General features: G+C 72.8%; 28 protein-coding genes and 2 pseudogenes. 20 read left to right on the plus strand and 10 right to left on the minus strand.

Annotation, left to right across the window (positions count from 1 at the left end; translation table 11 throughout):
• Nucleotides 1–563, plus strand: a pseudogene (locus FAF44_RS46215) (ATPase); the annotation flags it as partial.
• An 18-nt stretch (nucleotides 564–581) separates the two neighbouring features.
• Here the strand turns inward: FAF44_RS46215 and FAF44_RS46220 are convergent.
• On the minus strand, nucleotides 582–1,652 hold the full coding sequence (locus FAF44_RS46220) for an acetyl-CoA acetyltransferase (protein WP_237109812.1): 1,071 nt from the start codon (nucleotides 1,650–1,652) through the stop codon (nucleotides 582–584).
• A gap of 309 nt (nucleotides 1,653–1,961) precedes the next feature.
• Between FAF44_RS46220 and FAF44_RS46225 the strand changes: the two genes are divergently transcribed.
• Together FAF44_RS46225 and FAF44_RS46230 are read left to right on the plus strand one after the other, a co-directional pair.
• Entirely contained in the window at nucleotides 1,962–2,810 is an 849-nt protein-coding gene (locus FAF44_RS46225) for a LysR family transcriptional regulator (protein WP_237109813.1), read from the plus strand.
• A 15-nt stretch (nucleotides 2,811–2,825) separates the two neighbouring features.
• A complete protein-coding gene (locus tag FAF44_RS46230; protein ID WP_237109814.1) occupies nucleotides 2,826–3,473 on the plus strand; it encodes a MerR family transcriptional regulator in 648 nt (215 codons plus the stop codon).
• Here the strand turns inward: FAF44_RS46230 and FAF44_RS46235 are convergent.
• Nucleotides 3,470–4,357 carry a hypothetical protein gene (locus FAF44_RS46235; protein WP_237109815.1) on the minus strand — a complete coding sequence of 296 codons (888 nt, stop codon included), beginning with the start codon at nucleotides 4,355–4,357 and terminating at the stop codon, nucleotides 3,470–3,472. The two genes, FAF44_RS46230 and FAF44_RS46235, sit on opposite strands and share 4 nt — an antisense overlap.
• A gap of 75 nt (nucleotides 4,358–4,432) precedes the next feature.
• Between FAF44_RS46235 and FAF44_RS46240 the strand changes: the two genes are divergently transcribed.
• Nucleotides 4,433–4,894: a TIGR03668 family PPOX class F420-dependent oxidoreductase gene (locus FAF44_RS46240; protein WP_237109816.1), complete on the plus strand. Its 462-nt coding sequence runs from the start codon at nucleotides 4,433–4,435 to the stop codon at nucleotides 4,892–4,894.
• Here the strand turns inward: FAF44_RS46240 and FAF44_RS46245 are convergent.
• Nucleotides 4,878–5,552 (minus strand): ThuA domain-containing protein, encoded by a 675-nt coding sequence (locus FAF44_RS46245; RefSeq protein WP_237109817.1) that lies wholly within the window; start codon nucleotides 5,550–5,552, stop codon nucleotides 4,878–4,880. The genes FAF44_RS46240 and FAF44_RS46245 overlap by 17 nt on opposite strands.
• 99 nt (nucleotides 5,553–5,651) lie before the next feature.
• Between FAF44_RS46245 and FAF44_RS46250 the strand changes: the two genes are divergently transcribed.
• The 3 genes from FAF44_RS46250 to FAF44_RS46260 are packed head-to-tail and all read left to right on the plus strand — an operon-like array spanning nucleotide 5,652 to nucleotide 8,184.
• A complete protein-coding gene (locus FAF44_RS46250; RefSeq protein WP_237109818.1) occupies nucleotides 5,652–6,533 on the plus strand; it encodes an NAD(P)-dependent oxidoreductase in 882 nt (293 codons plus the stop codon).
• A complete protein-coding gene (locus tag FAF44_RS46255) occupies nucleotides 6,533–7,390 on the plus strand; it encodes an RNA polymerase sigma-70 factor (RefSeq protein WP_237109839.1) in 858 nt (285 codons plus the stop codon). Before FAF44_RS46250 ends, FAF44_RS46255 begins: the two co-directional genes overlap by 1 nt.
• Before the next feature lie 32 nt (nucleotides 7,391–7,422).
• Entirely contained in the window at nucleotides 7,423–8,184 is a 762-nt protein-coding gene (locus tag FAF44_RS46260) for an SDR family oxidoreductase (protein ID WP_237109819.1), read from the plus strand.
• On the opposite strand, the gene FAF44_RS46265 is transcribed toward FAF44_RS46260, so the two are convergent.
• Complete coding sequence (locus FAF44_RS46265) at nucleotides 8,174–8,746, minus strand: TetR/AcrR family transcriptional regulator (RefSeq protein WP_237109820.1); 573 nt, start codon at nucleotides 8,744–8,746, stop codon at nucleotides 8,174–8,176. The genes FAF44_RS46260 and FAF44_RS46265 overlap by 11 nt on opposite strands.
• A gap of 84 nt (nucleotides 8,747–8,830) precedes the next feature.
• Here FAF44_RS46265 and FAF44_RS46270 point away from each other — a divergent pair, with 84 nt between their 5' ends.
• Together FAF44_RS46270 and FAF44_RS46275 are read left to right on the plus strand one after the other, a co-directional pair.
• Nucleotides 8,831–10,480 carry an FAD-dependent oxidoreductase gene (locus FAF44_RS46270; RefSeq protein WP_237109821.1) on the plus strand — a complete coding sequence of 550 codons (1,650 nt, stop codon included), beginning with the start codon at nucleotides 8,831–8,833 and terminating at the stop codon, nucleotides 10,478–10,480.
• Entirely contained in the window at nucleotides 10,477–11,898 is a 1,422-nt protein-coding gene (locus FAF44_RS46275) for an ATP-binding protein (RefSeq protein ID WP_237109822.1), read from the plus strand. Before FAF44_RS46270 ends, FAF44_RS46275 begins: the two co-directional genes overlap by 4 nt.
• A gap of 190 nt (nucleotides 11,899–12,088) precedes the next feature.
• Here FAF44_RS46275 and FAF44_RS46280 read toward each other — a convergent pair whose 3' ends face one another.
• The gene (locus FAF44_RS46280; RefSeq protein WP_237109823.1) at nucleotides 12,089–12,970 is read right to left on the minus strand and encodes an NmrA/HSCARG family protein; all 882 of its coding nucleotides are present in this window, start codon (nucleotides 12,968–12,970) and stop codon (nucleotides 12,089–12,091) included.
• A gap of 84 nt (nucleotides 12,971–13,054) precedes the next feature.
• Between FAF44_RS46280 and FAF44_RS46285 the strand changes: the two genes are divergently transcribed.
• Genes FAF44_RS46285 through FAF44_RS46305 form a run of 5 tightly spaced genes read left to right on the plus strand, consistent with a single transcriptional unit; the run spans nucleotide 13,055 to nucleotide 15,706 of the window.
• Nucleotides 13,055–13,639, plus strand: coding sequence for a TetR/AcrR family transcriptional regulator (locus tag FAF44_RS46285; protein ID WP_237109824.1), 585 nt, complete (start codon nucleotides 13,055–13,057; stop codon nucleotides 13,637–13,639).
• 9 nt (nucleotides 13,640–13,648) lie between these two features.
• Nucleotides 13,649–14,011 (plus strand): site-specific integrase, encoded by a 363-nt coding sequence (locus FAF44_RS46290; protein WP_237109825.1) that lies wholly within the window; start codon nucleotides 13,649–13,651, stop codon nucleotides 14,009–14,011.
• 58 nt (nucleotides 14,012–14,069) lie between these two features.
• Nucleotides 14,070–14,396 (plus strand): PadR family transcriptional regulator, encoded by a 327-nt coding sequence (locus FAF44_RS46295; RefSeq protein WP_237109826.1) that lies wholly within the window; start codon nucleotides 14,070–14,072, stop codon nucleotides 14,394–14,396.
• A 21-nt stretch (nucleotides 14,397–14,417) separates the two neighbouring features.
• Nucleotides 14,418–15,497, plus strand: a complete 1,080-nt coding sequence (locus tag FAF44_RS46300; RefSeq protein ID WP_237109827.1) for a hypothetical protein — start codon at nucleotides 14,418–14,420, stop codon at nucleotides 15,495–15,497.
• Nucleotides 15,494–15,706, plus strand: a complete 213-nt coding sequence (locus tag FAF44_RS46305; RefSeq protein WP_237109828.1) for a hypothetical protein — start codon at nucleotides 15,494–15,496, stop codon at nucleotides 15,704–15,706. Before FAF44_RS46300 ends, FAF44_RS46305 begins: the two co-directional genes overlap by 4 nt.
• Nucleotides 15,707–15,720: 14 nt before the next feature.
• On the opposite strand, the gene FAF44_RS46310 is transcribed toward FAF44_RS46305, so the two are convergent.
• Nucleotides 15,721–16,737: an ROK family transcriptional regulator gene (locus tag FAF44_RS46310; RefSeq protein ID WP_237109829.1), complete on the minus strand. Its 1,017-nt coding sequence runs from the start codon at nucleotides 16,735–16,737 to the stop codon at nucleotides 15,721–15,723.
• Nucleotides 16,738–16,809: 72 nt separating this feature from the next.
• Here FAF44_RS46310 and FAF44_RS46315 point away from each other — a divergent pair, with 72 nt between their 5' ends.
• Genes FAF44_RS46315 through FAF44_RS46325 form a run of 3 tightly spaced genes read left to right on the plus strand, consistent with a single transcriptional unit; the run spans nucleotide 16,810 to nucleotide 20,613 of the window.
• Entirely contained in the window at nucleotides 16,810–18,018 is a 1,209-nt protein-coding gene (locus FAF44_RS46315) for an MFS transporter (protein ID WP_237109830.1), read from the plus strand.
• Between the two features lie 46 nt (nucleotides 18,019–18,064).
• Nucleotides 18,065–19,126, plus strand: a complete 1,062-nt coding sequence (locus FAF44_RS46320) for an LLM class flavin-dependent oxidoreductase (RefSeq protein ID WP_237109831.1) — start codon at nucleotides 18,065–18,067, stop codon at nucleotides 19,124–19,126.
• Complete coding sequence (locus tag FAF44_RS46325; RefSeq protein ID WP_237109832.1) at nucleotides 19,123–20,613, plus strand: AMP-binding protein; 1,491 nt, start codon at nucleotides 19,123–19,125, stop codon at nucleotides 20,611–20,613. The genes FAF44_RS46320 and FAF44_RS46325 overlap by 4 nt, the downstream gene beginning before the upstream one ends.
• Before the next feature lie 55 nt (nucleotides 20,614–20,668).
• Here the strand turns inward: FAF44_RS46325 and FAF44_RS46330 are convergent, their stop codons facing one another.
• A complete protein-coding gene (locus FAF44_RS46330) occupies nucleotides 20,669–21,262 on the minus strand; it encodes a TetR/AcrR family transcriptional regulator (protein WP_237109833.1) in 594 nt (197 codons plus the stop codon).
• Nucleotides 21,263–21,359: 97 nt separating this feature from the next.
• Between FAF44_RS46330 and FAF44_RS46335 the strand changes: the two are divergent.
• A pseudogene (locus tag FAF44_RS46335) lies at nucleotides 21,360–21,548 on the plus strand (cytochrome P450); the annotation flags it as partial.
• A 21-nt stretch (nucleotides 21,549–21,569) separates the two neighbouring features.
• Here the strand turns inward: FAF44_RS46335 and FAF44_RS46340 are convergent.
• A complete protein-coding gene (locus FAF44_RS46340) occupies nucleotides 21,570–22,478 on the minus strand; it encodes a cyclase family protein (protein WP_237109834.1) in 909 nt (302 codons plus the stop codon).
• 30 nt (nucleotides 22,479–22,508) lie between these two features.
• Here FAF44_RS46340 and FAF44_RS46345 point away from each other — a divergent pair, with 30 nt between their 5' ends.
• On the plus strand, nucleotides 22,509–23,654 hold the full coding sequence (locus tag FAF44_RS46345) for a serine hydrolase domain-containing protein (RefSeq protein WP_237109835.1): 1,146 nt from the start codon (nucleotides 22,509–22,511) through the stop codon (nucleotides 23,652–23,654).
• Between the two features lie 12 nt (nucleotides 23,655–23,666).
• Here the strand turns inward: FAF44_RS46345 and FAF44_RS46350 are convergent, their stop codons facing one another.
• On the minus strand, nucleotides 23,667–24,392 hold the full coding sequence (locus tag FAF44_RS46350; protein WP_237109836.1) for an SDR family NAD(P)-dependent oxidoreductase: 726 nt from the start codon (nucleotides 24,390–24,392) through the stop codon (nucleotides 23,667–23,669).
• The gene (locus FAF44_RS46355) at nucleotides 24,392–24,982 is read right to left on the minus strand and encodes an isochorismatase family cysteine hydrolase (RefSeq protein ID WP_237109837.1); all 591 of its coding nucleotides are present in this window, start codon (nucleotides 24,980–24,982) and stop codon (nucleotides 24,392–24,394) included. Before FAF44_RS46355 ends, FAF44_RS46350 begins: the two co-directional genes overlap by 1 nt.
• A 143-nt stretch (nucleotides 24,983–25,125) precedes the next feature.
• On the opposite strand from FAF44_RS46355, the gene FAF44_RS46360 reads away from it, so the two are divergent.
• Nucleotides 25,126–26,219 (plus strand): serine/threonine-protein kinase (locus FAF44_RS46360; RefSeq protein ID WP_237109838.1); only part of this gene is annotated, 1,094 nt, incomplete at its 3' end.

Consider the following 26,219-nt stretch of genomic DNA (forward strand, 5'->3'; position numbering starts at 1 on the left):
TCGGGTGGCTGCTCGGCGACGAGGGCTCGGCCTTCTGGCTCGGCCGCGCCGCCGCCCGCACCACCATCCGCCACCTCGCCACCGGCGGCGAGCCGGAAAGCACTCGCCCGCCCGGCGGCGGAGGAGGTGGGGGTGAGTTGGCGGGGCTCGTGGTGGGGTGGCTTGTGCCCGGAGGGCTTGGTGCGGATCCGGTGGCGGGGCTCGCGGCGGCGGTGCACGCGCGTCCGCCGCTCGCGCTCGCCGAACTGGCCCCGCTGGTCGGCCAGGCGGCTGCGGCGGGCGACCCGGTGGCCGTGGCGATCGTGCGCAAGGCCGCAAGCCTCCTGGTCGCGACCTTGCGCACGGTGCACGACTCCGGGCCCGTGGTGCTGGCCGGAAGCGTGCTCACCAGCGAGGGACCGGTACGTCAGGCCGTCACCGCCCTCCTGACGGGCGAGCCCGGCCACCCGGTCCGGACGGTCACCACGGCGGGTGACCCCGCCGGGGCGGCGGCGTGGCTGGCCGCCCGTGCCCTGCTGCCCGCCGCGGCGGCGGAGGTCGCGCACGCGGCCTTCACCGTCTGAACCTCCGGCCGGGCGGGTTCACCTCACGAGCAGGGCCGCGCTCCCGTAACTGCCGCCGAACCCCGTCACCAGCGCCACCTCTCCCCCGGAACGCAGTTCGCGCACGGCCTGGGCCACGTTGTTCAGCCCGTGCACGTACCCCTCGGAGAGCAGCCCGCCGTGCGGGTTCACCCACGCGTGCCGGCGCTCCAGCAGGTACGCCCCCAGTTCCCCGCGCGCGACCAGCCCGAAGTCCTCCAGTTGCCGGGGCACCAGCCAGGAGTAGGCGTCGTAGGGCAGCGCCACGTCCACGTCCGCCGGCCGCATCCCGGACGCCTCCCAGAGCATCGGCGCGACGTACGCCGAGAAGATCGCCGTGACGTCGGAGGCGCGGTCCATGGCCGAGCAGCCGGGCCCGCCCCCGCGCACCACGGCCCGTACCCGCGGGCCGTCCAGCACGCCGCTGACCAGCAGGGCGCAGGCCCCGTCGGTCTCCTGGCAGCAGTCCACGGTGCGCAGCGGGGTGCAGACGTACGGCCTGGCCAGGTAGTCGGCCAGGCCGAGCGGCTCGCGGCGCAGGGCGCGCGGGTTGCTCGCGGCGTTCTGCCTGGACTGGGCGACGACGGCATGCAGGTGCTCGGCCGTGAGCCCGGTGTCGTGCAGGTAGCGGGTGGCGGCCAGGGCGAACATGGGGATGGGCCCGGCCAGCCCGTACGTGTGGCGTTCCTGGGGGCCGGTGGAGACGGTGTTCATCCGGGTGCCGGAGCGGCCGTTGAGCGCCCGGTAGATCAGCACGTTGCGGGCCAGGCCGCAGTGGATGAGCATAGCCGCGTCGCCCAGGATCGAGGCCGCCTGCGTGCCGCCTCCGGCGATGTCGTTGTGCCAGCCGAGCCGCTCGACACCGAGCGCCCTGGCGACCTGGACGACGGGCGCGGAGTCGCTCAGGTGGTAGCTGAGCACGGCGTCCACCTCGCGCGGCGCGATCCCGGCGTCGGCGCACGCCGCCCGGCACGCCTCGGCGGCCAGCTCCAGCTCACCACGCCCCGACTGCCGGGTCAGGGCCGTCATCCCGATCCCGGCCACGGCCGCCCGCCCCGCGAAGGGCTGCATGTACGTCCCTCCTCCGCCGCCGGGAGCCTCCCACGCTAGCCCGGCTCCGTTATCCCAGGCAAGCGCTTGCTCGGACGGCGATCGGCGGCCCCGTTACGGGTACCCGTAATGCCGCGGTTTCCCGGTCCCAAGATCTCGAAATCACGCCTGCCCAGAGCCCCGGAAACCCCTCCCGACCAGCCATTTATCCCTACCAAGCCGGAAATATCTCTGCATTAAGGTAACTGGGCATCTTCACGGCAGCTATCTCCTCTTGTAATACGGAGGTGTGATCTACCGATCTCCCATCATCATCATCCGAGGTGAGCGATGGATTTACGCTATGTCCGGTACGCGATGGCGATCGCGCGGGCCGGCAGCCTCCGACGGGCCGCCGCCGCGCTGCACATCGCTCAGCCCACGCTGTCCGAGCAGCTCAGGGCGCTGGAGAAGGAGATCGGCGCCGAGCTGTTCAGCCGCTCGTCGAGCGGTGTGACGCTCACCGAGGCGGGTGAGGCGTTCCTGGCGCAGGCCACGGTCGCCGTGGACGCCTTCGAACGCGCCGTGGCCGCCGCCAGGTGCACGGGCGACACCCCGCGCCTGGGCGTGGCCGACGGGCTGGCGGACGTCGCCGCCCGCCTGCTCTCCCAGACGCACACCGGCCGCCTGCGCATGGCCCCCATGGGCACGGCCGAGCAGATCGTCTCGATCGCCGACGGCGTCCTTCAGGCGGGCCTCGGGTACGCGCCCGGCTCGCTGCCCAGAGGGGTGGCCCGGATGCTCATCCAGCGCTTCCCGGTGCGGGCGCTGCTGCACCGGGAGCATCATCTGGCCGCGTACGAGACGCTGTCGCTGTCCGACCTGGCCGGCGAGCCGCTGATCATGCCGGAGTCCGACGCGGTGTCCGGGGCCCGGCGCTTCCTGGAGGGCTTCGTCCGCCAGCGCCTGCACCCCCGCCTCGGCCCGTCGGCGGCCGGGCACGACCTCGTCGTCAACATGGTCCGGGAGGGGGCGGGTTACGCTCTGAGCGTGCGCGAGGGCGTCACCGTGCCCGACACGCTGGTGTTCGTCCCGATCAAGGAGGACGTGCCGCCCCTTGAGGTGGTCTTCCTCTGGAACCGCCAGGCCGACGTGGGCGAGTTGGTGAGCGCGGCCCGGCACCTCGCCCGATCTGGATAGCACTATTATCTAACGATGCGGATCTCCGAGCTCAGTGCCAAATCCGGCGTGGCCATCCCCACGATCAAGTACTACCTGCGTGAAGGCATGCTCCACCCGGGCGAGCAGACGGCCGCGACCAGGGCCGAGTACGACGCCACCCACCTGCGCAGGCTGCGCCTGATCCGGGCCCTGCTCGACGTGGGCAGGCTCTCCGTGGCCTCGATCAAGCAGATCGTGGCCGCCGTCGAGGACGAGTCGATGCCCGTCCACCAGATGCTGGGCACCGCCCACTGGGCGCTGAGCCCGGCGGTCGAGCCCGAGCCCGGCGAGGCGTGGCAGGCCGCCCGCGCCGAGGTGGACGCCCTGCTGACCGAGCTGGGCTGGGACCTCAACCCCGAGGCCCCCACGCGCGACGAACTGGCGCAGACGCTCGTCAGGATGCGCCAGCTCGGCATGCGGGTCGACCTGACGCCGTACGTCGAGGTGGCCCGCAAGCTGGTCTCGGAGGTGGAGATGGACTCCATCCCCTTCGACGGCCCGCGCGACGCCGCCGTGGAGTCGCTGGTGCTCGGCACGGTCCTGTACGGCAGGGCGCTCGACACCCTGCGCCGCATGGCGCACGAGTCGGAGTCGGCCCGCCGCTTCAAACACCGCCCGCCCTCCGACGGGCCGGCACGCTAGACGAGCCCGTTCGCCCGCAGGATCCGCACGGCGTCCACCGTGGCCGCGCCGCGCCATTCGAGCGAGCCGGCCGGCGAGATCCGCGCGTAGTCCACGACCCAGCCGCCGTCGTCCTGCTGCTGCCCCGCCAGCCGGACGAGGTCGGCCGCGATCACGTCCGGCTCGAACAGCCCGCGCACCGGCCGGCCGGGCAAGGGCGCGAAGTCCAGCGGGCGCAGGGCCTCGCCGTCCGCGCCGCCCTCGACGGGCACCCGGCCGTCCTCGGGGATGAGGGCGCCGAGCCGCTTGAGCAGGTCGGCCGCGCGGGGCTCGGCGTCGTACACGGCGTCGAGGAAGCGCACGGCGAACGACAGCACGTACGCGGGCGGCCGCTCCTCCAGCTCCGCGATCGTGTCGAGGCAGTAGCGCGTGGCCCGCTCCAGCCACGGGTGCGCGGCCACGGCCGGGTCGTGCGCGGCCACGCGGTGCGCCGCCGCCGCCGAGACGGCGGTGATCTGCAACGACGAGGCGCCGTCGGCCCCGCCCGCCCACCAGGGCGCGGTGGCGGCCGGGACCGTCAGCGGCAGCGCGAACGGCAGCCCGCCGTCGGGCAGCGTCACCGAGTCCAGCCAGTCGCACAGCGCGGCGGCGTGCGGCGAGGTGACCGGGGCGGCCTCCGCGAACACCTCGAAGGCGTGCAGCGCCGCTCCCGGCTGGCTCTCGGGCGAGCGCAGGTCCGGCTCCAGGCCCCAGCCGTAGCCGCCGTCGGGGTTGCGGTAGCCGTCCAGGGCGGCCAGCGTGGCGGACGCGTCGCACGCGCCGGCGAGCAGGGCGTAGCGACGGCGGTCGAGCAGGCGCGCGTGCCCGGCCAGGAAGCCGGGCACCGAGGAAAGGTTCACGTTCATGCCGTCATCGTGCCCAGAACGCCGCCGGTCGGTCTTGCAGGTTCCGGACACGTGCCGGGTGCGATCATGGCAGGCATGGGTTCCGGCACGCATGACCAGGCCGCGCGCGAGCGGTTCGGCGCGCAACGGGTGGCGCGGCTGGCCAGGCTCGGCCCCGACGGCGCGCCGCGCGTGGTGCCCGTCACGTTCGCCCTGCTCGGGGGCCGGGTGGTGACGGCCGTCGATCACAAGCCCAAAACGACCACGCGGCTCGCGCGGCTGCGCGACATCAGGGCGAACCCCGCCGTCAGCGTGCTGGCCGACCACTACGAGGACGACTGGACGCGGCTGTGGTGGGTGCGCGCCGACGGCACGGCCTCCGTGCTCGACGACAGCAACAGCGACAGCGAGGGGAACGGCGACGGCGACGACCGCGAGCGGGCGCTCGACGCGCTGGCGGCCAAGTACGCACAGTACCGCGAGCGCCGGCCCGAGGGCGCGGTCATCGTCGTCGAGGTGACCAGGTGGAGCGCCTGGTCGGCTACTCCCGTACCGTGACGGGCCGTTTGAGCAGCCACAGCGCCGCCCGCTTGAGCAGCGCCCGGTGCACCTCGTTGTCGTACGACCTCGTGTCGTGCCCCAGCGCGTCGTAGAGCACCCGGCCCCGGCGCACCGGCCGGGCCCAGACCAGCGGCTGGCCATGGGACGAGGCCAGCGGCTCGACGTCGGGCAGCACGTCGAGGTCGCTGTAGACCTCGTCCACCACGTCGAAGTCGCGCAGGCCCTCGACCACGGGATGCTCCCCGTGCACCCGCACGCCCGTCCAGCCGAGGGGCGGATGGTGGGACTTCGGCCAGGTCCAGCAGCCGCCGAGGACGCGCGGCCAGCCCTGCCAGTCGTCGAAGCAGATCGACGCCGCGTGCATGCACAGCAGCCCGCCGCCCCGGTCGAGGTGGTCGAGGAGAGTGGTGCGGGCCTGCGCCGGTAAGGAGAAGCGCCACTCCTCCCGCAGGTCGGCGAAGCGGTCCTGGGCCATCTGCCAGCGCAGCGCGTTGACCGTGATGAGCTGGACCTCCGACGGCTCGCTCAGCGCGCCGGCGATGTCCTCGGTGATCTCGGACTCGACGCCCACTTCGGCGAGCACCTCCGCGAGGGCGGCCGATGTGGCGGCGAAGTCATGGAACAGTCCTCCAGAAAGGATGAGATTTCTCGCCACTCGTCCAGCCCATCATGATTGCCACTGGTTTTCCACCCGTTGACTGTCACATCCGGCCCCCCTGCCCCGTCCTGTCCACGTATCGGGAGGGAGAACGTCATGAAAGTTCTGGTCGCCGGGGCCACCGGGGTCATCGGACGGCAGCTCGTGCCGCTGCTCACGGCGGTGGGGCACGACGTGGTCACGCTGTCCAGGTCGGACGCGGACCTGCGGGTGGACGCGCTCGACCGGGACGCGACTGTGCGGGCGGTGCGCGAGGTCGCGCCGGACGCCGTCGTGCACCTGCTGACGGCCATCCCCCCGGCCATCGACCCGCGCAAGGTCGGCCGGCAGTTCGAGCTGACCAACCGGCTGCGGTCCGAGGGCACCCGCAACCTCATCGAGGCGGCCCCCGGCGCGCGGTTCATCGGACAGGGCCTGGCCTACGCCTACGCGCCCGCGCCGGGCCTGGCCGACGAGGACGCGCCGCTGTGGCGGGCGGCGCCCAAGGTGTACGCGCCCGTGGTGGCGGCGCTGGCGGACCTGGAGCGGCAGGTCACCGCGACCGGCGGGCTGGTGCTCCGGTTCGGCCACCTGACCGGCCCCGGCTCGGTGTACGCCCCCGGCGGCTCGACCACGCTCTCCGTGCTGGCGGGCCGGATGCCGGTCGTCGGCGACGGCGGCTCGGTGCTGTCGTTCACCGACGCGCACGACGCCGCCACCGCCGTCGTCGCCGCGCTCGACCGGGACGTCTCCGGGGTGCTGAACATCGTGGACGACACGCCGATCAGGATGGGCGAGTGGCTGCCCGCGTTCGCGGCCCGGATCGGGGCGCCGAAGCCCCGGCACGTGCCCGCCTTCCTGGCCAGGATGCTGGTGGGAGACTTCGGTGTGGCGTACATGACGAAGCTGAGGGGGGCCGACAACTGCCGTGCCCGGCTGCGGCTCAACTGGCGTCCGAGGCACCCGTCGTTCCTCGGCGGAACGGAGGCCACGGCATGATGCCGGTCGTGGATGTTTTCGAGGAGCACCGGCCGATGCTGCTCGGGCTGGCCTACCGGCTGCTCGGCAGCATGTGGGACGCCGAGGACGTGGTGCAGGAGGCGTGGCTGCGCTGGCAGGGCGCCGACCGCGACGGGGTCAGGGAGCCGCGCGCGTTCCTGGTGACCGTGGTCTCGCGGCTGGCGCTCGACCAGCTCCGCTCCGCGCGGGTCAAGCGGGAGGCGTACACCGGGCCGTGGTTGCCTGAGCCGGTCCTGACCTCGGACGCGGGGCCGCTGGACACGGCCGAGCTGCGCGACACGGTCGCCTACGCGACCCTGCACATGATGGAGCGGCTGTCGCCGCCGGAGCGGGCGGTGTTCGTGTTGCGGGAGGCGTTCGAGCTGCCGTACGGCGAGATCGCGGAGATCGTCGGCCTCTCGGTCGTGAACGCCCGCCAGCTCCATCGCCGCGCCTCGGTCCGCCTGGCCGACGGGCGCGACCGGTTCCGGCCGTCCAGCGAGGAGCACGCGGAGCTGCTGGCGACGTTCATGCGCGCGGCCGGGGACGGCGACCTGGCCGCGCTCACCGACCTGCTGCACGAGGACATCGTGGCCTACAACGACGGCGGCGGCCGGGTCAGGGCGGCGCTGCGGCCGATCCTCGGGCGCGGCAAGGTCATCTCGTTCCTGTCCGGGCTGCTGTCGCGCTTCGGCTACACGGACGGGCGGCTGGTCGAGGCCAACGGCCTGCCCGCGCTGGCCGCCCGGGTGGGCGAGCACTGGCAGCTCGTGCTGATCGACGTGCGGGACGGCCGGATCAGCGAGATCTACGCGGTGCTGAACCCTGACAAGCTCGCCCGCGTGCGCCTGAACTGAGCTCACCGGGCGCACGCCCTATAGTCGCCCGTATGGATCTCGGCATCTCGGGCAAGGTCGCCCTCGTCACCGGAGGCAGCGCGGGCATCGGGCTGGCCGCCGCCAAGAGCCTCGCGCGGGAGGGCTGCGACGTCTGCGTCAGCGCCCGCGACCCGGAGAAGCTCGCCGACGCGGTGGTGGAGCTGCAGGAGTTCGGCAAGGTCGTGCACGCCGTGCTGGCCGACGTGGAGGACCCGGGGGCCGCCCGGCGGGTGGTCGAGGAGACGCGCGACGTGCTCGGCCCGGTCGACATCCTCGTGGCCAACGCGGGCGGGCCGCCGGTCGGCCGCTTCGACGCGATCGGGCTCGACGACTGGGACGTGGCCGTGCAGCGCAACCTGCTCGGCACCGTGCGGCTGATGCACGCCGTGCTGCCCGAGATGCGCTCGCGCGGCTGGGGCCGGATCGTCACGATCACCAGCAGGTCGGCCCGGGAGGCGCTCGACGACCTGGCGCTGTCGAACGCCATGCGCTCGGCCGTGGCCGGGGTCGTGCGCACGCTGGCCCGCGAGGTCGGCGGCGACGGCGTGCGGGTCAACAACGTCCTGCCCGGCCCGATCGAGACCGACCGGCTGCGCGCCACCTCGGGCGGCGCGGAGGGGGTGCTCCGGCGTGGCGAGAGCGTGCCGGTGGGCCGCGTCGGCCGGCCCGAGGAGGTGGGCGACGTGGTGGCGTTCCTGGCCAGCGAGCGGGCCTCGTTCGTGAACGGCGTCTCGCTGCTGGTGGACGGCGGGGAGAGCCGCGTCATCGCCTGAGCAGGGTGCCGATGATCGCGGCCGTCCAGGTCTCGTCGTCGTCGGGCAGGTCCACGAAGTACGTCAGGTTCGCCCGGTGGAAGCAGGCGCCCATCAGCAGGGCGGCGGCGGCGCCGGGGTCGATGCCGGCGTCGATCCGGCCGGCCTCCCGCTCGGCCCGCAGAATCTCGGCCAGCGCCTGGATGGGCAGGTGGGGGCCGAGGTCGTGCTTGGTCAGCATGGCCCGGAAGCCCGCCAGGAGCGGCGGGTCCCCCAGCACGCCCCCGCCGACGGCCGCGGCCTTGGTGTAGAACTCGACGGCCGTCCTGGTGAACTCGGCGAGGTTGGCGGCGACGTCGCCCTGCCCGACGGAGCCCCGCAGCCGGGCCAGCGCCGGGGCGAGCGCGGGCAGGCGCTCCAGCAGCACCGCGAGCAGGATCTCCTCCTTGTTGGCGAAATGCTTGTAGAGCAGAGCCTCGGAGCAGGCGGCCTGGCGCGCGATGCGCTTGGTCGTGGCCCCCGCGATGCCGAACTCGTGAATCGCCTGCTCAGCCGCGTCGAGGATGCGGTCGCGTGTGCCCATCCGCCCATGATATGAGCGTGTGCTTACTCACATGGGCGTACGTGGCATCCTCTGTCTAGAAGAGCGATGAGAAGGACGTGGGGCATGGACAAGCCGGTCATCGTGACGGTGGACGACGACCCAGGCGTGTCGCGGGCGGTCGCCCGTGATCTGAGACGCCGCTACGGGCACGAGTACCGCGTCGTCCGCGCGGAGACGGCCATGGACGGCATCGACGCGGTGCGGGAGATGCGGCTGCGTGGCGACGAGGTGGCGGCGATCCTGGCCGACTACCGCATGCCGCAGATGAACGGGGTGCAGTTCCTCGAGGCCGCGATGGACCTGTATCCGTACGCGCGCCGGGTGTTGCTGACCGCCTATGCCGACACCGAGGCGGCGATCCAGGCGATCAACGTCGTCGATCTCGACCATTATCTGCTCAAGCCGTGGGACCCGCCGGAGGAGAAGTTCTACCCGGTGATCGACGGGCAGCTCGACGCCTGGATGCGCACCGAGCGGGTGGAGCAGGCCGAGTTGCGGGTGGTGGGCGATCGGTGGTCGGCGCAGTCGTACCAGGTCCGGGACTTCCTGGCGCGCAACCATGTGCCGTACCAGTGGATGTTGTCGGAGGACCCGGAGGGCGCGCAGTTGGTGAAGGCGGCCGGGGAGGGCTGCCATCTGCCGCTGGTGGTGACCGCCGAAGGGGTCACGCTGGAGTCGCCGGACCAGGCGACGCTGGCGGGCGCGGTGGGGCTGTCCACGACGCCGGCCACCGACTTCTACGACCTGATCGTGGTCGGTGGCGGCCCCGCCGGGCTGGGCGCGGCGGTGTACGGCGCCTCCGAGGGGCTGAACACCGTGCTGGTCGAGGCGTACTCCTCGGGCGGGCAGGCGGGGCAGAGCTCCAGGATCGAGAACTACCTGGGCTTCCCCGACGGCGTCTCCGGCCAGCAGCTCGCCGACCGGGCCCGCAGGCAGGCGCTGAAGTTCGGCGCGGAGCTGCTGACCGCCCGCAAGGTGACCAGCCTGGAGCCGCGCGGGCAGGCGCGGGTGGTCGGGTTCAAGGACGGCGGGGAGATCGCGGCGCACGCCGTGATCCTGGCCACGGGCGTCACCTACCGGCGGCTGGACGCTCCCGGGCTCGACGAGTTCGTGGGCCGGGGCGTCTTCTACGGCGCGGCCCTGACGGAGGCGCCGTCCTGCCAGGACACCGAGGTGTACATCGTGGGCGCGGCCAACTCCGCCGGGCAGGCGGCCGTCTACCTGTCGGGATTCGCGAGCAAGGTCCATTTGTTGGTGCGGAGTGATGGTTTGGAGAAGTCCATGTCTCACTACCTCATCGAGCAGATCGCCGCGATCCCCAACATCGAGGTGCACGTCGAGACCCAGGTCGTCGGCGCCGGGGGCGAGGGTCACCTGGAGCGCCTGACGCTGTCCGCCAGGGGCGGGGAACGCACGGTGGACGCGCAGTGGCTGTTCGTGTTCATCGGGGCCGAGCCGTACACGTCGTGGCTGGGCGAGACGGTCGAGCGGGACCCGCGCGGGTTCGTGCTGACCGGGCCCGACCTGGTGCAGGGCGGGCGCCGGCCGCGCAACTGGCCGCTGCGGCGCGAGCCGTACTACCTGGAGACCAACGTGCCGGGCGTGCTGGCCGCGGGCGACGTGCGCGCCGAATCGATCAAGCGGGTGGCCTCCGCCGTCGGGGAGGGCGCGATGGCCGTCGCGCTCGTGCACCGTTACCTGGAGAAGCAATGATCGACATAGACGAGCTGCGCAAACTCTTCCTCTTCGAGCGGCTCACCGACGAGCAGCTCACCAAGCTCGCGAGCAGCGGGCAGGTGCGGAGCTTCGCCCAGGACGAGGACATCGTCCGCCAGGGCGAGCCGGCCGAGTGCTTCGCGGTGCTGCTCGAGGGCGAGATCCAGATGATCAACGAGACGGTCAGCGCCGGCACCGTCGCGATGCCCCGGGTCGGCCAGCCGGGCGTCTACGGCGGCGCCACCTCGGCCTACCTCGGCGACCGGGCCCCGCAGACCTACCAGCACACGCTGCGCGCCACCGCGCCGTCGCGGATGTTCATGCTGCCGGCCAGGAAGTTCGCCTACATCGTGGCCGAGTGGTTCCCCATGGCCATGCACCTGCTCGACGGGCTGCTGTCCGGCGGGCGCATGCAGCGGGAGATCATCGACCGCAGGCAGCGGCTGACGGCGCTCGGCACGATCACGGCCGGGCTCACCCACGAGCTGAACAACCCGGCGGCGGCGGCCGTGCGCGCGGTCAGCGAGCTGCGTTCGCTGATCAAGACCTCGCGCCTCCAGCTCGCCCAGCTCGCCGAGGACGGCATCCCGCCGGAGAAGCTGCGCACGCTGGTCGAGGCGCAGGAGGCGTGCACGAGCAACCTGGGCGGCCTGCCGCGGCGCTCGCCGCTGGAGATCTCCGACGCCGAGGACGAACTCGGCGACGCCCTGGAGGACGTGGGCGTCGAGGACGCCTGGGAGCTGGCCCCCGCGCTGGTCAACGCCGGCTTCACCGCCGACGACCTGCACAAGATCCGCGACAAGGTGGGCGCGGAGCACACGCCGAAGGCGCTGCACTGGCTGGCCGAGGCCATCGAGATCTCGCAGATGCTCGACGAGGTGACCGAGGCGACCGAGCGCATCACCACGCTGATCCGCTCGGCCAAGCAGTACTCCCAGATGGACCGGGCGCCGTTCCAGCAGGTCGACGTGCACGAGCTGCTCGACAGCACGGTCGCGATCTTCCGTGGCAAGATCCCGCCGGGCATCAGCGTGGTCACCGACTACGACCGCACGCTGCCGGAGATCCCGTGCTACGCGGGCGAGCTCAACCAGGTGTGGACGAACCTCATCCACAACGCCCTCGACGCGATGGGCGAGGAGGGCACGCTGACCATCCGCACCGCGTACGACGAGGACGAGGCGATCGTCGAGATCGGCGACACCGGCCCCGGCGTGCCGGAGGCGATCAGGGACCGTATCTTCGAGCCGTTCTTCACCACCAAGAGCGTGGGCGAGGGCACCGGTCTCGGCCTGGACATCTCCTACCGGATCGTGGCCGGCCGGCACGGCGGCGAGGTCAAGGTGCGCTCGGTTCCGGGCGAGACCTGGTTCGAGGTGCGCCTGCCGCTCCGGGAGCCGGTGGCCACCGCCTGAACCCGCCTGAACCCGCCTGTTGAGCGACAGGATCCTGACAGTGCTTGGCGACGGAACATGTCAGTGGCGCAGCGTGATGGGCAAGCGCCGGGCCGGGCGTTCGCCACCTGGACCGGCGCAGGCCCGATCTGTCATCAATGATGACAACCGTTACTCCGCAGCCGTCACCGGCACACCTGACAAAGCACTCCTAGTGAGTCCTGCCGAACAGGGCCTGGATCTGTTCAGCTCCGCCGTGTTGGAGCCATGCCTGGAAGTCCAGCAGGCCGGGGTGGCGTTCGCGCAGCGCCGCGATGTCGGCTCGCCACAGACCGCGCTCGTCCGCGAAGGCGCGCTCCGCCTCCTGGCCCATGCCGGTGCCGCCGATGGAGACCTGCCGGTAGGTGATCTCGCGCCCGAGGCTGTGGCTGATGAGTTCAACCGTCCGGTTGGGGGTCAGCTCATCGCCGGCGATTTCGATCGCCTGTCCGACGTACTCCTGCGGATGGGTGAAGGCGAGGCGGGCCAGGGCGCCGATGTCGGTGGCGGCGATGAGCTGCACCGGTGTCTCCGGGTTGAACAGGTGCAGCAGCTCGCCGTCGACGATGCCGCCGAAGGGCAGTCCGGGAATGGTGTGGTTCTCCATGAATCTCACCGGCCGCAGGATCGTCGCGGGCAGGCCGAGCGTGCGTATGTGCTGCTCGATCTGCCATTTGCTCTCCCAGTAGGGGATGCCGGTGCTTCGGTCGGCCCCGCCGACCGAAGCGAACACGAAGTGGGAGACGCCGGCTGCCGCCGCGGCGTCGGCGAGATCACGGCCACGGCGGACCTCGCGTTCGATGTCATCATCGTCGGGCGTGACGCCGAAGATGCCGTGGGCGCCGGCAGCGGCCGCCGCGAGCGAGCCGGGATCGTCGAGGTTCCCGATGTGCAGTTCGGCGCCTTGGGCTTTCAGCGTTCGGGCGGCTGGGGAGCCCGGGTCGCGGACGAGGGCGCGTACCGGCCGCCCTGCGGTGAGGAGATGGGCGGCGGTGGCGCCGCCTTGGCGTCCGGTCGCACCGGTCACGAGGATGGGCTTGTTGGCAGCGTTCACCAGGGACCTTTCGAGGGGCGGTAAGCTGAGACTGTCTCAAGAAATATATTGAGACAGTCTCAACTTGGCAATTCGGGAGCGCTTATGACGACCGCCGATCCGGCGCCGCAGCGCAGGATGCGCGCTGACGCGCGCCGCAACTACGAACGTTTGCTCGCCGAAGCGGCCACGATCTTCGCTGAACATGGCGTTGAAGCCTCGCTGGAGGAAATCGCCCGGCGCGCTGGAGTGGCGAACGGAACCCTCTACAGCCACTTCCCCACCCGGCAGGCTCTTCTGGAGGCGTTGCTGCGCGACCGCATGCGGACGTTGTCCGACACGGCCCGAGACCTCCTCGATCACCCGTCCGTGGACGAGGCGTTGATCATCTGGGCGCGAGCGGCGATGGCGCACACCACGGTCTACCGAGGGCTGACGACCTCGCTGATGCGCAGCATCGAGGACGAGTCCTCGCAACTGCATGCCGCCTGCCAAGCGGTGCTCACCGCCGGCGAGCAACTCCTCAATCGCGCGCAGGCCGCCGGAACCGTGCGCACCGATGCCACCGCCTCAGACCTGTACGCCCTGATCAATGCGGCCGCCTGGGCCGGGGAACAGACATCGCCCGCACAGGGCGAGCGCCTGTTGTCCTTCGGTATCGACGGGATGCGCTCCGCAACCGACTCTTGATGACGACACTTGAGGAGAATCGGAACGGTCGTCAGCGAGGTTGGGCATGCCAGCTCACCTGCTCCGGCGGGTGATCGTGGTCGATGCGCTGAGCGGCATGCTCTCGAAGCCGGTCCAGAAGGAGCGCGTTCTGGGCCCGAACGCGCCTACCGCGGCAACCTGATCGCCTTCGCCGCCCACCACGGTGAGGAGATCGGTGAGCTGACCGCCGCGCCGGTCCGCGCGTTCCTGGCCGGGCTCGCCGAGCTGTCGCCGGCCAGCCGCAAGCGCAAGCGCGCCGCCGTCGCCTCCTTCACCGAATGGGCACATCCCGGAGCGGACGGCGCTGACGATCGGCCTGATCACAGCCCTGGCGTGGCCCCCCGCAGGTGATGGTTGACATCTACCTAGGGGGCCTATCTAGAATAAGACCATGGGCACAGCTCCCAGAATGACGATGCCGACCCAACTCGTGCTGCGGGTGCTGCTCGCAGACCCCACACGCGAGCGTTACGGGCTGGAGATCTGCGCCGACTCCGGCCTGCCGAGTGGCACGATCCACCCCATCCTGGCCCGGCTCGACCAGTACGGCTGGCTCGAGTCCTGGTGGGAGGAGATCGACCCGCGCGCGGAGGGCCGCCCCCGGCGGCGCTACTACCGGCTCACCCCCGACGGGGCCGAGCGGGCGCGCATCGCCCTCGCCTCGGCCCGCAGCCCCCTCCCCAAGATGGCCCTGCCGCCGATGTTGCGGCCCCGGCACACCGGCGGGCAGGGATGAGCTTCGGGCGGCAGGGCCATCTTGGGGAGGGGGCTGCGGGACACCCTCGACGGGCTGCGCGACCGTGGCGAGCGGGTGCTCTCGCGCGCCGTCGCCCGCGACCCCCACCGCCCCCGGTTAGCCGCCCTCGTCAGGACACGGGCCGCCGTCCGGGTCGCCGTCCTCGCGGTCGCGACGGCCGTCTCGCCGGCCGTGGCCGACGCGCGGCTGACCGGACGCCCGCTGCCGCCGGCCGACCCCGCCGCCGCCTACCGGTTCGTCCTCGACGGGCTGCGCGACCTGCCCGGCCTCGACCTCGCCCGCCTGTACGCGGCGGCCTGGCGCGACCTCGCGCTGCTGGTCCAGTGCCTGCTCGCCGTCACCCTGGCCGTGGCCCTCGCCGTGAGCCTGCGAAGGGTGCGCCGCCGGTACGAGCCCGTCCCTCCGCACCGCCGGGGCCTTCTCGCGCGGGCGGGTGTGTCCTTGGAACGGTCCCTGGTCCGCGTCACGCTGCTGTCGGTCGCGGCGGCGGGCTCGCTGGCCGTCGCCGACGCGCGGCTGAACGGGCACCCGCTGCCCCCGGCCGGCCTCGGCCCGCTCGTACGGTTCGTCGTGGCCGGCGCGGGCGACCTCCCCCTCCTGTACGGCGCGGCGGTGCGCGACCCGGCCCTGGCGCTGTCGTGCCTGCTCGCCGTCGGGCTCGGCGCGCTGCTGGTCGTCTCGCTGGTCTACACCTGCACCCTGCTGGTGGCCCTGGTGCGGGCGGGCGTCAGCACCGCCCTGTACTTCGTGCTCTTCGCGGTCGCGGTCGTCGTGGTCACGCCCGTGGTGCTGGCGATCGCCGCCGCCCGGGTGCTCGCGCAGCACCCGTGGGCCGGGGCCGGAGAGCGGTCCCGGGTCGCCCTCGGCCGCCTGCCGGGGCGGCTCGTGGCGGTCGCGGCGGCGCTGCTGCCCGGCCCGTACCGGCGGCACTACGCCGAGGTGTTCGAGAGCGAGTTGCACGACGTGGCGCAGTTCGACCCGCGCTGGTGGAGGCTGCTCGCGCACTCCCTTCGTGTCCTCGTCGGCGTCGGGCACCTGCGCGTCGCGCTGCGTTCCTCCAAGGAGAAGGCGGGCCCATGACCGCGACCAGAACGGCGGGCGGGCTGGCGGCCGTCGCCGCCCTGACCCTGAGCGGGCACTCGGCGATGCTGCTGGTCGTCGTGGTGGCGGCGATCCTCGCCCTGTGCTGGGTCGTCGCCGACCGCCATCGCTCCTCGCACCTGGCCATGCTCATCCGCTCCCTGCGCCCGCCGCGCGGAAGCGGGGAGCAGCACGGGGCCAAGGACTGAGAGCGCTCTCACCGTCAGCCGAAAACGCGGTCACGTGCCAGGTCGAGAGCTGTGAGCACGGCCCCTTGGAGCACCGGGTTGCCGGTGACCGTGCTGGCCCGCACCTCGGTCGGCGCCGGGACCAGCTCCCGCAGCCGCGCGGCCACCTCGGCGGCCAGTTCGTCGCCGCCCGCCTGCCCGGCCTCCCCGCCCAGCACGACGAGCCCCGGGTCGAGCAGCGCGACGAAGGCGAACGCGCCCTTGGCCACGAGGCCGGCCAGTTCGGCGCGGCCGGGCCCCCGCGCCACGCTCTCGGAGACCAGGTCGCAGAACGCGGTGCCGTCCACCTCCAGGAACCCGACCTCGCCCGCGCCGCCCGACGCCCCCCGGCGCAACCGCCCGCCGAGCACGACGGCCGCGCCCACGCCCGCGCCCACCCACATCAGCACGAAGTCGTCGGCCCCCTGCGCCGCGCCGGTGCGCAGTTCCGCGATGGCGGCGAGGTTGACCTCGTTCTCCAGGATCAGCGGCACGCCGATCCGCCGCTGCCAGGCCGCCACCAGGCCGGGCCGCCATCCGGGCACCTCGTTGGCCGTCACCAGCTCGCCGTCACGCGGCGCCACCAGGCCGGGCGCGCCGACCACGACCGTGTCGATCACCCGCGGGCCCGCGGCCTCGGCCACCGTCTCCGCGACGAGGTCCACCAGGTCGCCGCCGACCGGGCGGCTCGTCCTGGCCACCTCCTGGCCGGTGATGTCGGCGATCGCGACGGAGATCGTCTCCCGCCGCAGGTCCACGCCCGCCACGTGGGCCCGGCCGGCCACGAGGCCGTACACGCGGGCGTTCGGGCCCCGCCGCTGCTCCCCCGACTCGCCCGCCGGCTCGATCAGCCCGCCCGCCATGAGCCGTTCGACCAGGTCGGAGACGGTCGGCCTGGACAGCCCGGTCAGCTCGCGGAGCTGGGGCGCGGTCAGCGGGCCGCGCTCGAGCAGCAGGTCGAGGGCCAGCCGGTCGTTGATCGCACGGGCCAGGGCGGGGGTCGCGGTCTTCACGTCCCCATAATAAGCAGGGAGCCTGCCTGAAACCTCTTTTCATCAGGAAGGCTGCCTGATAGTTTCCGGCGCATGAGCCATCATCGGGCGATCGCCGCCGTCTTCGCCGTGCACGGAGCCGTGGCCGGCACCCTGTCCACTCGCATCCCCTGGATCCAGGACCACCTCGCCCTCGACCCGGGCGCGCTCGGCATGGCACTGCTGTGCCCGCCCATCGGCGCCTTCATCGGCATGCCGATGGCCGGACGCCTGGCCTACCGCTTCGGCAGCCGTGCCGCCACCCGCGTCCTGGTCGGGCTCTGGTGCGTGGCGCTGGCCCTGCCCGCGCTCGCGCCGTCGCCGGTCTGGCTGTTCGCCGTCTTCTTACTGTTCGGCATGGGTGCGGGCATGGCCGACATCACGATGAACGCGCACGCCGTCGTCCTCGAACGCCGCCTCGGGCGCTCGATCATGTCCGGCCTGCACGGCATGTGGGCGGTGGGCAGTCTGACGGCGGGCGGGGTCGGCGCCGTCGCCGCGCAGGCCGGCCTCGACGCCAGGGCGCATCTCGGCGCGGTCGCCGCCGTGCTGCTCGTGCTGGGCGGACTGGCCGGGCGCGGCCTGCTCCCCGACGACAAACCGGCCGCCGACGGGCCGGCCGCCGGCGCTCCCGCCCCCCGGCGCTTCGCCCTGCCCTCGCGGGCGATCCTGCCGCTCGGCCTGGTCGGCTTCTGCGCCACGTTCGCCGAGGGCGCCAGCGCCAACTGGGCGGCCGTCTACCTCACCGCCGTCGCCGACGCGGGGCCCGGCGTGGCCGCGGCCGGCTACACCGTGCTGATGTGCTGCATGGCCGGCATGCGTCTCGCCGGCGACCCGATCATCCGGCGGCTCGGGCCCGTGACGGCCGTCAGGGCCGGCGGGGCGCTGGCGGTGCACGGCGGCGTCGCCGTGGTCTCGGCCCGGACGCCCGCGCTCGGCATCGCCGGGTTCGCGCTGGTCGGGCTGGGGGTGGCGGTGGTCATGCCGCTGGTGCTGGCGGCGGCGGGCAACGCGCGGGCGACGGCGAGCGAGGGGGTGACGGAGGTGGTCACGATCACGTACCTGTCGGGGATGGTCGCCCCGGCCGTCACCGGGTGGCTGGCGGGCGGGCTGTCCTACCCGGCCGCGTTCGGGGTGATCACGGGGGTGCTGGTGGTGATGACGCTGCTCGCCCGCGTCGTACGGCCCTCGGACGGCCGGACGCGGGAGCCCGAAGGACCGGCCCCGGACGGCACGCAGGTACGGGAGGGGCTTCCGACGTGATACGCTCCCAAGCGAGCGCTTGGTTTACCTGTTGAGGGGTTGCCGGATGAAGTTCTCGACCTTCCATCTCTTCCACCGGTTCGACGGACAGAGCTTCAAGGACGTGTACGACTACCACCTGGAGCTCATCGAGCTGGCCGAGGAGCTGGGGTTCGACGGCGTACGGCTGGCCGAGCACCACTTCCGCGACTACGGCGTCGTGCCCAACCTGTTCACCCTGCTCGCCCACGCCGCCGCCCGCACCTCACGCCTGCGGCTCGGCACCGGGATCGTCGTGCTCCCGCTGCACAATCCCGTGCACGTCGCCGAGGAGGCGGCCATGGTGGACGTGCTGTCCGGCGGGCGGCTGGACCTCGGGATCGGGCGGGGATACCAGAGCTTCGAGTTCGAGGGCTTCGGGATCGACCTGGCACAGGCGCGGGACCGGTTCAACGAGGCGCTGGAGGTGATCGTCGGGCTCTGGACGCGGGAGACGTTCCAGCACGAGGGGAAGTTCTACAAGACCGGGGCCGAGGTGTCGCTCGTGCCCAGGCCGCTGCAGAGCCCGCACCCGCCGCTGCACGTGGCGGCCGTCTCCCCCGAGACCGTGACCATGTACGCCGAGCGCGGCCTGCCCATCCTGGCCGACCCCGCGGCGCCGTTCCGCAAGGTCGTGCGGGCGGCCGAGACGTGGCGGGAGACCGCGGCGCGGGCCGGGCACCCGCCGGGCGCGGACCTGGTGGTGGCCCGCAGCGTGTACGTCGCCCCCACCCTGGAGCGGGCCCGCGCGGACCAGGAGCGGTTCGAGGCGTCGTTCGACCGCTCACGCATCTTCAACGAGCGCAGCGCCCCCATCGACCCCAAGACCGGCCGGGCCGCCCAGGGCTTCGAGTACTACCAGGACCGTTACCTCAAGGGCGGCGCGCTGTCCGCCGAGTTCCGCTGGGAGCAACTGGAGGTGATCGGCGACCCGGCGCGGGTGATCGAGCAGATCTCGCTGCTGGAGGACGCCGGCTTCACCGACCTCCTGTGCGACTTCGGCAGCACCCGGCCGATGCCGCTGGAGGACATGAAGCGGGTCATGCGCTTCTTCGCGACCGAAGTCATGCCGGCCTTCGGAGGTCGATGATGATCCACAGCCTGTCCCTGTCCGACGTGCTCGCCGACCACGCCCGCAGCCGTCCCCAGGTGACCGCGGTGGTGGACGGGACCCACCGGCTCACCTACCCCGAGCTGGACGAGCGGGTGACCCGGCTGGCCGCGGCGCTGGCCGGCCTCGGCGTGTCCGGCGGCGACCGGGTGCTGTGGCTGGGCCAGAACTCGTCCGCGGTGCTGGAACTGCTGCTGGCCTGCTCCCGCCTCGGGGCGCTGTTCTGCCCGGCGAACTGGCGGCAGTCGGAGGACGAACTGCGCCACGTGCTCTCCGACCTGACCCCCGCGGCCGTCGTCCTCGAACCCTCCGCCGTCACCGCGTCCCTGCCCGGCCAGGACACCTGGGTACGCGCGGGCGAGCAGTACGAGCGGCTGATCGCCGAGGCGCGGCCCCGGGAGTTACCCCAGGTCGCCGACACCGAGCCGGTCCTCGCGCTGTACACCGCCGCCTTCGCCGGACGGCCCGCCGCCGCGCTGCTCAGCAGTGCCGCGCTCGTCGCGCACGCCACGTCCCTGCTCGTCGTGCGCCAGATGGAGCCCGGCTTCACCTTCCTCAACAACGGCCCGCTCTACCATGTCGGCACCATGATGTTCTGCCTGGCCACGCTGCAGATCGGCGGCACGAACGTGTTCACCCCCGCCTTCGATCCCGAGGAGGTGTGCCGGCTGGTCGACGCCGAGCGGGTGACGCAGGCGTTCCTGTTCGGGGCGATGATCGACCAGGTGGCCAAGGCGAACGCGGACGGCAGGTACGACCTGTCGTCGCTGCGCTTCGTCGCCCACTCCGCCGAGTGGGACGACATGATCACCGTGGACGACTCGCCCTGGTGCCGGTCCAAGATGGGCGGATACGGGCAGACCGAGGTGGGCGGCATGCTCACGTTCCTGGGGCTGGCGGAGGGCGGGTCCGGGTTCGCGGGGCGGCCGTCGCCGCTGGCGCAGGTGCGTCTGCTGGGCCCGGACGGGGGCGAGGTGCCGGCGGGCGAGGTCGGGGAGATCTGTGCCCGCGGCAAGACCCTCTTTTCCGGATATTTCGCCCGGCCCGACTTAAATGCTGCAAAGACGGCTTACGGCTGGCATCACACCGGCGACCTCGGCCGTCGAGAGCCTGACGGCACGATCACCTTCATCGGCCCCAAGCTCCGGATGATCAAATCCGGAGCCGAGAACGTCTACCCGGCCGAGGTGGAGCGCGCGCTCAAGGCCCACCCCGCCGTGGCCGACGCCGCCGTCATCGGCGTCCCCGACCCCGACTGGCACCAGGCGGTCAAGGCCGTCGTCGTGCTGCGGCCCGAGGCCAAGGCGTCCGAGGACGAGTTGGTCGAGCACGTCAGGGGGTTGCTGGCGGCGTACAAGAGACCGCGGCACGTGGCCTTCGCGGACACGATCCCCAAGCGCGGCTTCACCCCGGACTACGACGCCCTGGACGCGACCCACGGCGGCGGCAACTACCCAGGCGCCTGACCACCGGCCCCCGCTCACCGCGCGTGATCACCGGCCCTGGTCATGAGCACACCGATCAGGGGCGGGGCAGGGGCAGGCCCGCTTCCAGGTGGGCCAGGGCCTCGTCGAGCCGGGCGGGCGCGTCCATGGCGCGGTCGCGCACCCACTCGGCCCACACCCCGACGATCACCCCGATGATCGCCCCGGTGACGTTCCTGATGCCGGGATCGTCGGCCGGCCGCCCCTCCCGCGCCGCGAGCCGCTCCCGCAGGACGCCGACCACGCCGGTGACGTTGTCGACGCTCGCCGCCCACAACTCGGGCACGGTGAACATGAGCACCTCGCGCTCCAGGCTGTCGGCGCGCTCCTGCGGCGTCTGCCCCTCGATCATGGCCCGCATGGCCAGCCGTACGGCCCGTACGGGCCCGGCCTCCGGCGGCACCCGGTCGAGCGCCGCCACGAAGGGCGGGAACTGGTCGACGATCACCAGCTCCTCTTTCGTCGCGAAATAGCGGAAGACGGTGCTGGGCGCCACCTCCGCCGCCTCCGCGACCTGCTCGACCGTCGTGGCCGCGTAGCCCTGCTCGCGGAACAGCCGCAGCGCCTCCTTCTGGATCAGCGCCCTCGTCTTGGCCTTCTTCCGCTCGCGCAGGCCCGGTCGATCACTCATGACTCCGCATTCTCGACGCTACTCAGTCTCACGTCCACTTACGAGAGATCATTATCATTCGCTATACAACTCTCTTTTGAGAGTCTAGGCCCGCCGGCACCTGGCGTTCGGCCACGGCGTGCACCAGTGCCTGGGGCAGCAGCTCGCCAGGATGGAGCTGCGCATCGGATTCGGCGCGCTGTTCGAGCGCTTCCCCGGCCTGCGGCCGAACGTCCCGGCGGCCGAGGTGCCGCTGAAGCTCGACACGGCCGTGCACGGCGTCGCCTGCCTGCCGGTCGCCTGGGACCGAGCGGCCGAGACCGGCGGGTCACAGGATCGCCAGCGGGGTGAGCGGGCTGCCGGTGCCGCCCTCGACGCGCAGCGGCGCGGCCACGAACACGAACTCCGCGCGTCCGGCCGCCGCCAGCTCCTCCAGCCAGAGCAGCTCGATCAGGTGGACGCCGTGCCGGTGCAGCAGCAGGAGGTGCAGGTCGTCCTCGATCGGTTCGGCGGCCAGGCCGTGCGCGTCGAGCCCGCCGATGGCGGCGTTGTCGGCGGCCACCGCGGCCACGTCGTGCGCCGCCAGCCACCGCCCCGCCTCCGCCGACAGTCCGGGCTGGCCGGACCAGTACTCCTCGCGCGAACGCTCCCACACCAGCGGCCAGCCCGTGCGGATCACCGCCACGTCCCCGGGGCGCGGCACGGCGATCTCCTCCAGCAGCGCGGCCGGGACGCGGTAGTCGGCGGGCAGGTGGCCGAGGCCGAGCCGGCGCGGCACGTCGTACAGGACTCCCCTGGACACCACCCCGCCCACGTGCTCGATGCCGCACCTCGTGGCGCCGTACGAGCGGACCCTGGCGGCCGGATGGCCGTTGTACAGCTCGTCGCCCGACCACATGTGGCACAGCGCGTCCATGTGCGTGGTCGTGCCATGGTGGGTGACGATCAGGGCGTCGTCGGCCACCCGCAGGCCCGCGCCGATCGGGCGGGCGCCGGCCGCGTAGTCGCCGCCGTCCACGGACATGAAGTGCTGCGGCAGCGGACGGCCGGGCAGGTGCGGGACCGTGCCGGGGGCGGGTGAGGAGGTGGCGCCCCTGATCGGCATGGCCAGGCTGAGCACCTCGCCGGTGACGGCGCTGCGCAGGGCGTCGAGCACCACGGCCGGGGTGAGCAGATTCAGCGTGCCACGCTGATCGTCTGGGCCGAATCGCCCCCAATTGTTAGGCTCGGTAACCAAGTAAGCGCTCCCTTTCCCTGCGGAGGTCTGATGCACTGCGATCCTCGGTTCTCCCGCGTACGCGAGGTGTTCGAGCAACATTTCGCCGACGGCGAGGAGCTGGGCGCGGCCTTCGCCGTCCACCTCGACGGCGAACTGGTCGTGGACCTGTGGGACGGCGTGGCCGACCGGCACACCGGACGGCCCTGGGAGCGCGACACCCCCGTGCTCGCCTACTCCTGCACCAAGGCGATCACCGCCACCGTGCTGCTCCAGTGCGTCGAGCGGGGCCTCGTGGACGTCGCGGCGCCGGTCGCCGAGGTGTGGCCCGAGTTCGCGGCGGGCGGCAAGGCGCGGATCACCGTCGAGCACCTGCTCAGCCACCAGGCCGGGCTGCCGGTGGTGGAGGAGACGGTGCCGGTCGAGGAGTTCGAGGACCAGCCGGCCATCGCCGCCCGGCTCGCCGGTCAGCAACCGTTGTGGGAGCCGGGCGCGGCGCACGGGTACCACGCGCTGACCTACGGCTTCCTGGTCGGCGAGGTGATCAGGCGGGTGACCGGCAAGTCGGTGGGCGAGCTGGTGGCGGCCGACATCGCCGGGCCGCTGGGGCTGGAGTTGTGGGTGGGCGCGCCCGACCCGGTGATCGAGCGTTCCGCGCGGCTCAAGGCCGGCGAGCGGCCGGAGGCGGCCCAGCCGGTCAGCACGACCCACGGCGTGGTCGCCGAGATGACCAGGGCGGCCCTCGACCCGCAGAGCCTGATGAACCGGGCGCTCGGCAACCCCGGCATCCACCTGCTCAAGGGCGGCGCGAACAACCCGGTGATCCTGCGGGCGGGCTGGCCGGCGGCCGGGGTCGTCGCCACCGCGCGGGGGCTGGCCGGGTTCTACCGGGCGCTGGTCGCCGGCGAGCTCGTGCGCCCGGAAACGCTCCAGGAGGCCATGCGGCCCCGCGTGAGCGGCCCCGACCGGATCCTGCACCTCGACACGTCCTTCGGGCTCGGCTTCATGCGGCCGTCGGTGACGTTCCTGGTGCCCTCGCGCGGCGCGTTCGGCCACACGGGCATGGGCGGCTCGATCGGCCTCGGCGATCCGGAGCGCGGCCTGGCCATCGGTTACGTGATGAACAAGATGGCCGACGCGCTGTCGGGCAATCTGCGCGGGCCGCGCCTGCTGCGGGCCGTCTACGACTCGTTGTGAGCGCATGGCCGGTCAGTGCATGGTCACGCCGCCGCTCACCGACAGGGTCTGCCCGGTGATGTAGGCGGCGCGCTCCGTGCACAGGTAGGCGACCAGCCCGGCGACGTCGGCGGGCGTCCCGAGGCGGCGCAGCGGGATGCCCCGCGCGATCTTGTCGACCAGGCCCGGCTCGGCGTCCGACACCCTACGCAGCATGGGCGTGTCGGTGGGGCCGGGGCAGACCACGTTGGAGGTGACGTGCGCCCTGGCGGCCTCGCGGGCGAGCGTCTTGGCCAGGCCGAACAGCCCCGCCTTGGTGGCCGCGTACGCGCCCTCGCCGCCCGATCCGGCCCTGGCGCCGTCGGAGGAGACGAACACCAGCCGCCCCCATCCCCTGGCCAGCATCCCCGGCAGGAGGAGCTTGGTCAGCAGCATCGGCCCGCGCAGGTTGACCTGCCACATGAGGTCCCAGCCCGCCGGGTCGCTCTCGGTGAACGGCTCCACTATCGACACCCCGGCGTTGTGCACCAGGATGTCCACCCGGCCCACCGCGTCCGCGAACTCCGTCACCGAAGGCGGCGAGGCGAGGTCCACGCGCAGCGCCCGCGCGCCGGCCGGTCCCTCGCCGGTGGGCGGGCGCACGTCGGCGAGCACGACCTCGGCCCCGAGGGCGGCCAGGTCGGCGGCGATGGCCGCGCCGATCGCGCCCGCTCCCCCGGTCACCACCGCCACGCGCCCGTCGAGGCGCAGCCCGTCCATCAGGTCCACGTCCCGGCCAGGTCGGCGGCGGCGGTCCGGGTGGCGAGCAGGCTGATCGTGTGCTTCAGCACGGCACGGGCGTAGTCCTCGGGGATGCCCGCCACCGCGTCCGTGACGACCGTCACCCGGTAGCCCAGGTTGACGGCCTCCAGCGCCAGGCCCGGGATGCCCAGGTTGAGCGAGACGCCGAGCGCGACCACGTCCGTGACGCCGAGCGAGCGGAGCGTCATGTCGAGCGAGGTGCCGGTGAACGGCGAGAACCCGTGGTGGCGCCGGCTCTCCAGGTCCGATTCCGCGCGCAGTTCGGGGACGACCTCGACGGCGGCCGTGCCCTCCAGCATGTGCTCGGGGTCCTTGAGCAGGGAGACGATGAACGGGCAGTTGTCCGTGTGGGAGCCGGCCCGGCCGGGACGGAACGCGGCCGTGCAGTGGATCACCGGCAGGCCGGCGTTCCTGGCCGCCCGGAGCAGGCGGGCGGCGTTGGCGACGACGTCGTGCCGCGCGCACGCCGCCACCAGGTCGGGAAACCTCGTCAGGTCGCCGATCACGCCCCGCTGCATCTCCATGACCAGCACCGCCACGCGCTCCACCGGCGACCTCCAGCGTTCTTAGCCGAGCGCTTGCTTGGGACCTCGGCAAAGCATAACACCGGGTGAAATCTCCTGACTCGTGACAACCGGAACCCCGGGTGAGACCGTCGAACACAAGACGGCCGCGTCGTAAGGGGTGGGCCTTGGTCCCTGGTTACCGTGAAGTACGCCAGCTCGGCGCCGGCCGCACCGGCCGCGTGTTCCTCGCCACCTACGAATCAACCGGCGCCTACGTGGCGATCAAGTACCTCAACGCCACCCTGCGCCGGGACGCCGAGTTCATGGACCGCTTCCGGTCGGACAGCCCGCACCTCGTCGAGATCGACGACCCCCACACGGTACGCCTGTACGAGTACGTCGAGACCCCCGACCGGGCCGCCGTGGTCATGGAACTGGTGGACGGCGTCTCGCTGCGCACGCTGCTGGCCGAGCACGGCAGGATCGGCCCGGAGGCCGCCCTGGCGGTGCTCAAGAGCACGCTGCTGGCCCTGGGCGCGGCCCACGAGCGGGGCGTGCCGCACCGCGACGTCCAGCCGGGCAACATCCTGGTGCAGGCCGACGGCAGCACCAAGCTGGGCGACTTCGGCGTCGTGGTGCACGCCGAGGAGCCCGGCGTGCCGGCCGGCAGCCCCGCGTACATGTCGCCCGAGCTGTGGACCCAGGGCCGGGCCGGGCCGCCGGCCGACCTGTACGCGGCGGCGTGCGTGCTGTTCGAGGCGGTCAGGGGGCGGCCTCCGTACCGGACGCGCGGGGACGGCGCGCCGGACGTGCCCGCGCTGCGCGACCTGCACCTGACGGAGCCGGTGCCGGTGGAGACCGCGCCCGACTCGCTGCGCGACCTGCTCAGACGGGGGCTGGCCAAGGACCCGGCCGACCGGTACGCCTCGGCCCGGCTTTTCGCGGCCAAACTGGAGGAGGACGCCGCCGCCGCGTACGGGCCGGACTGGGAGCAGCGCGGGCGGCGGCACCTGGCCGAGCAGGCCACGCTGCTCGCCCTGCGCTTCCCGCTGGCCAGGACCGGCGGCGGCCCCTCCGTCGGGGCCGGGCTGCGTGCGCGGGCCGCCCGGCTGCCGCCGCAGCTCTGGGTGGCGGGCGCGACCGTGGTCGCGGTGCTGATCGCCGTCCTGCTGTCCGGCGGTCGGTTCCCGCCGGTGCCCGGCACGATCCTCATGCCGCCTCCCGAGGCCGGGACCGAGTCCGAGACCGAGCCAGAACCCGCCAGAACGACCACCGCACC

Source organism: Nonomuraea sp. MG754425 (genome assembly GCF_021699195.1).
Lineage (GTDB): Bacteria > Actinomycetota > Actinomycetes > Streptosporangiales > Streptosporangiaceae > Nonomuraea.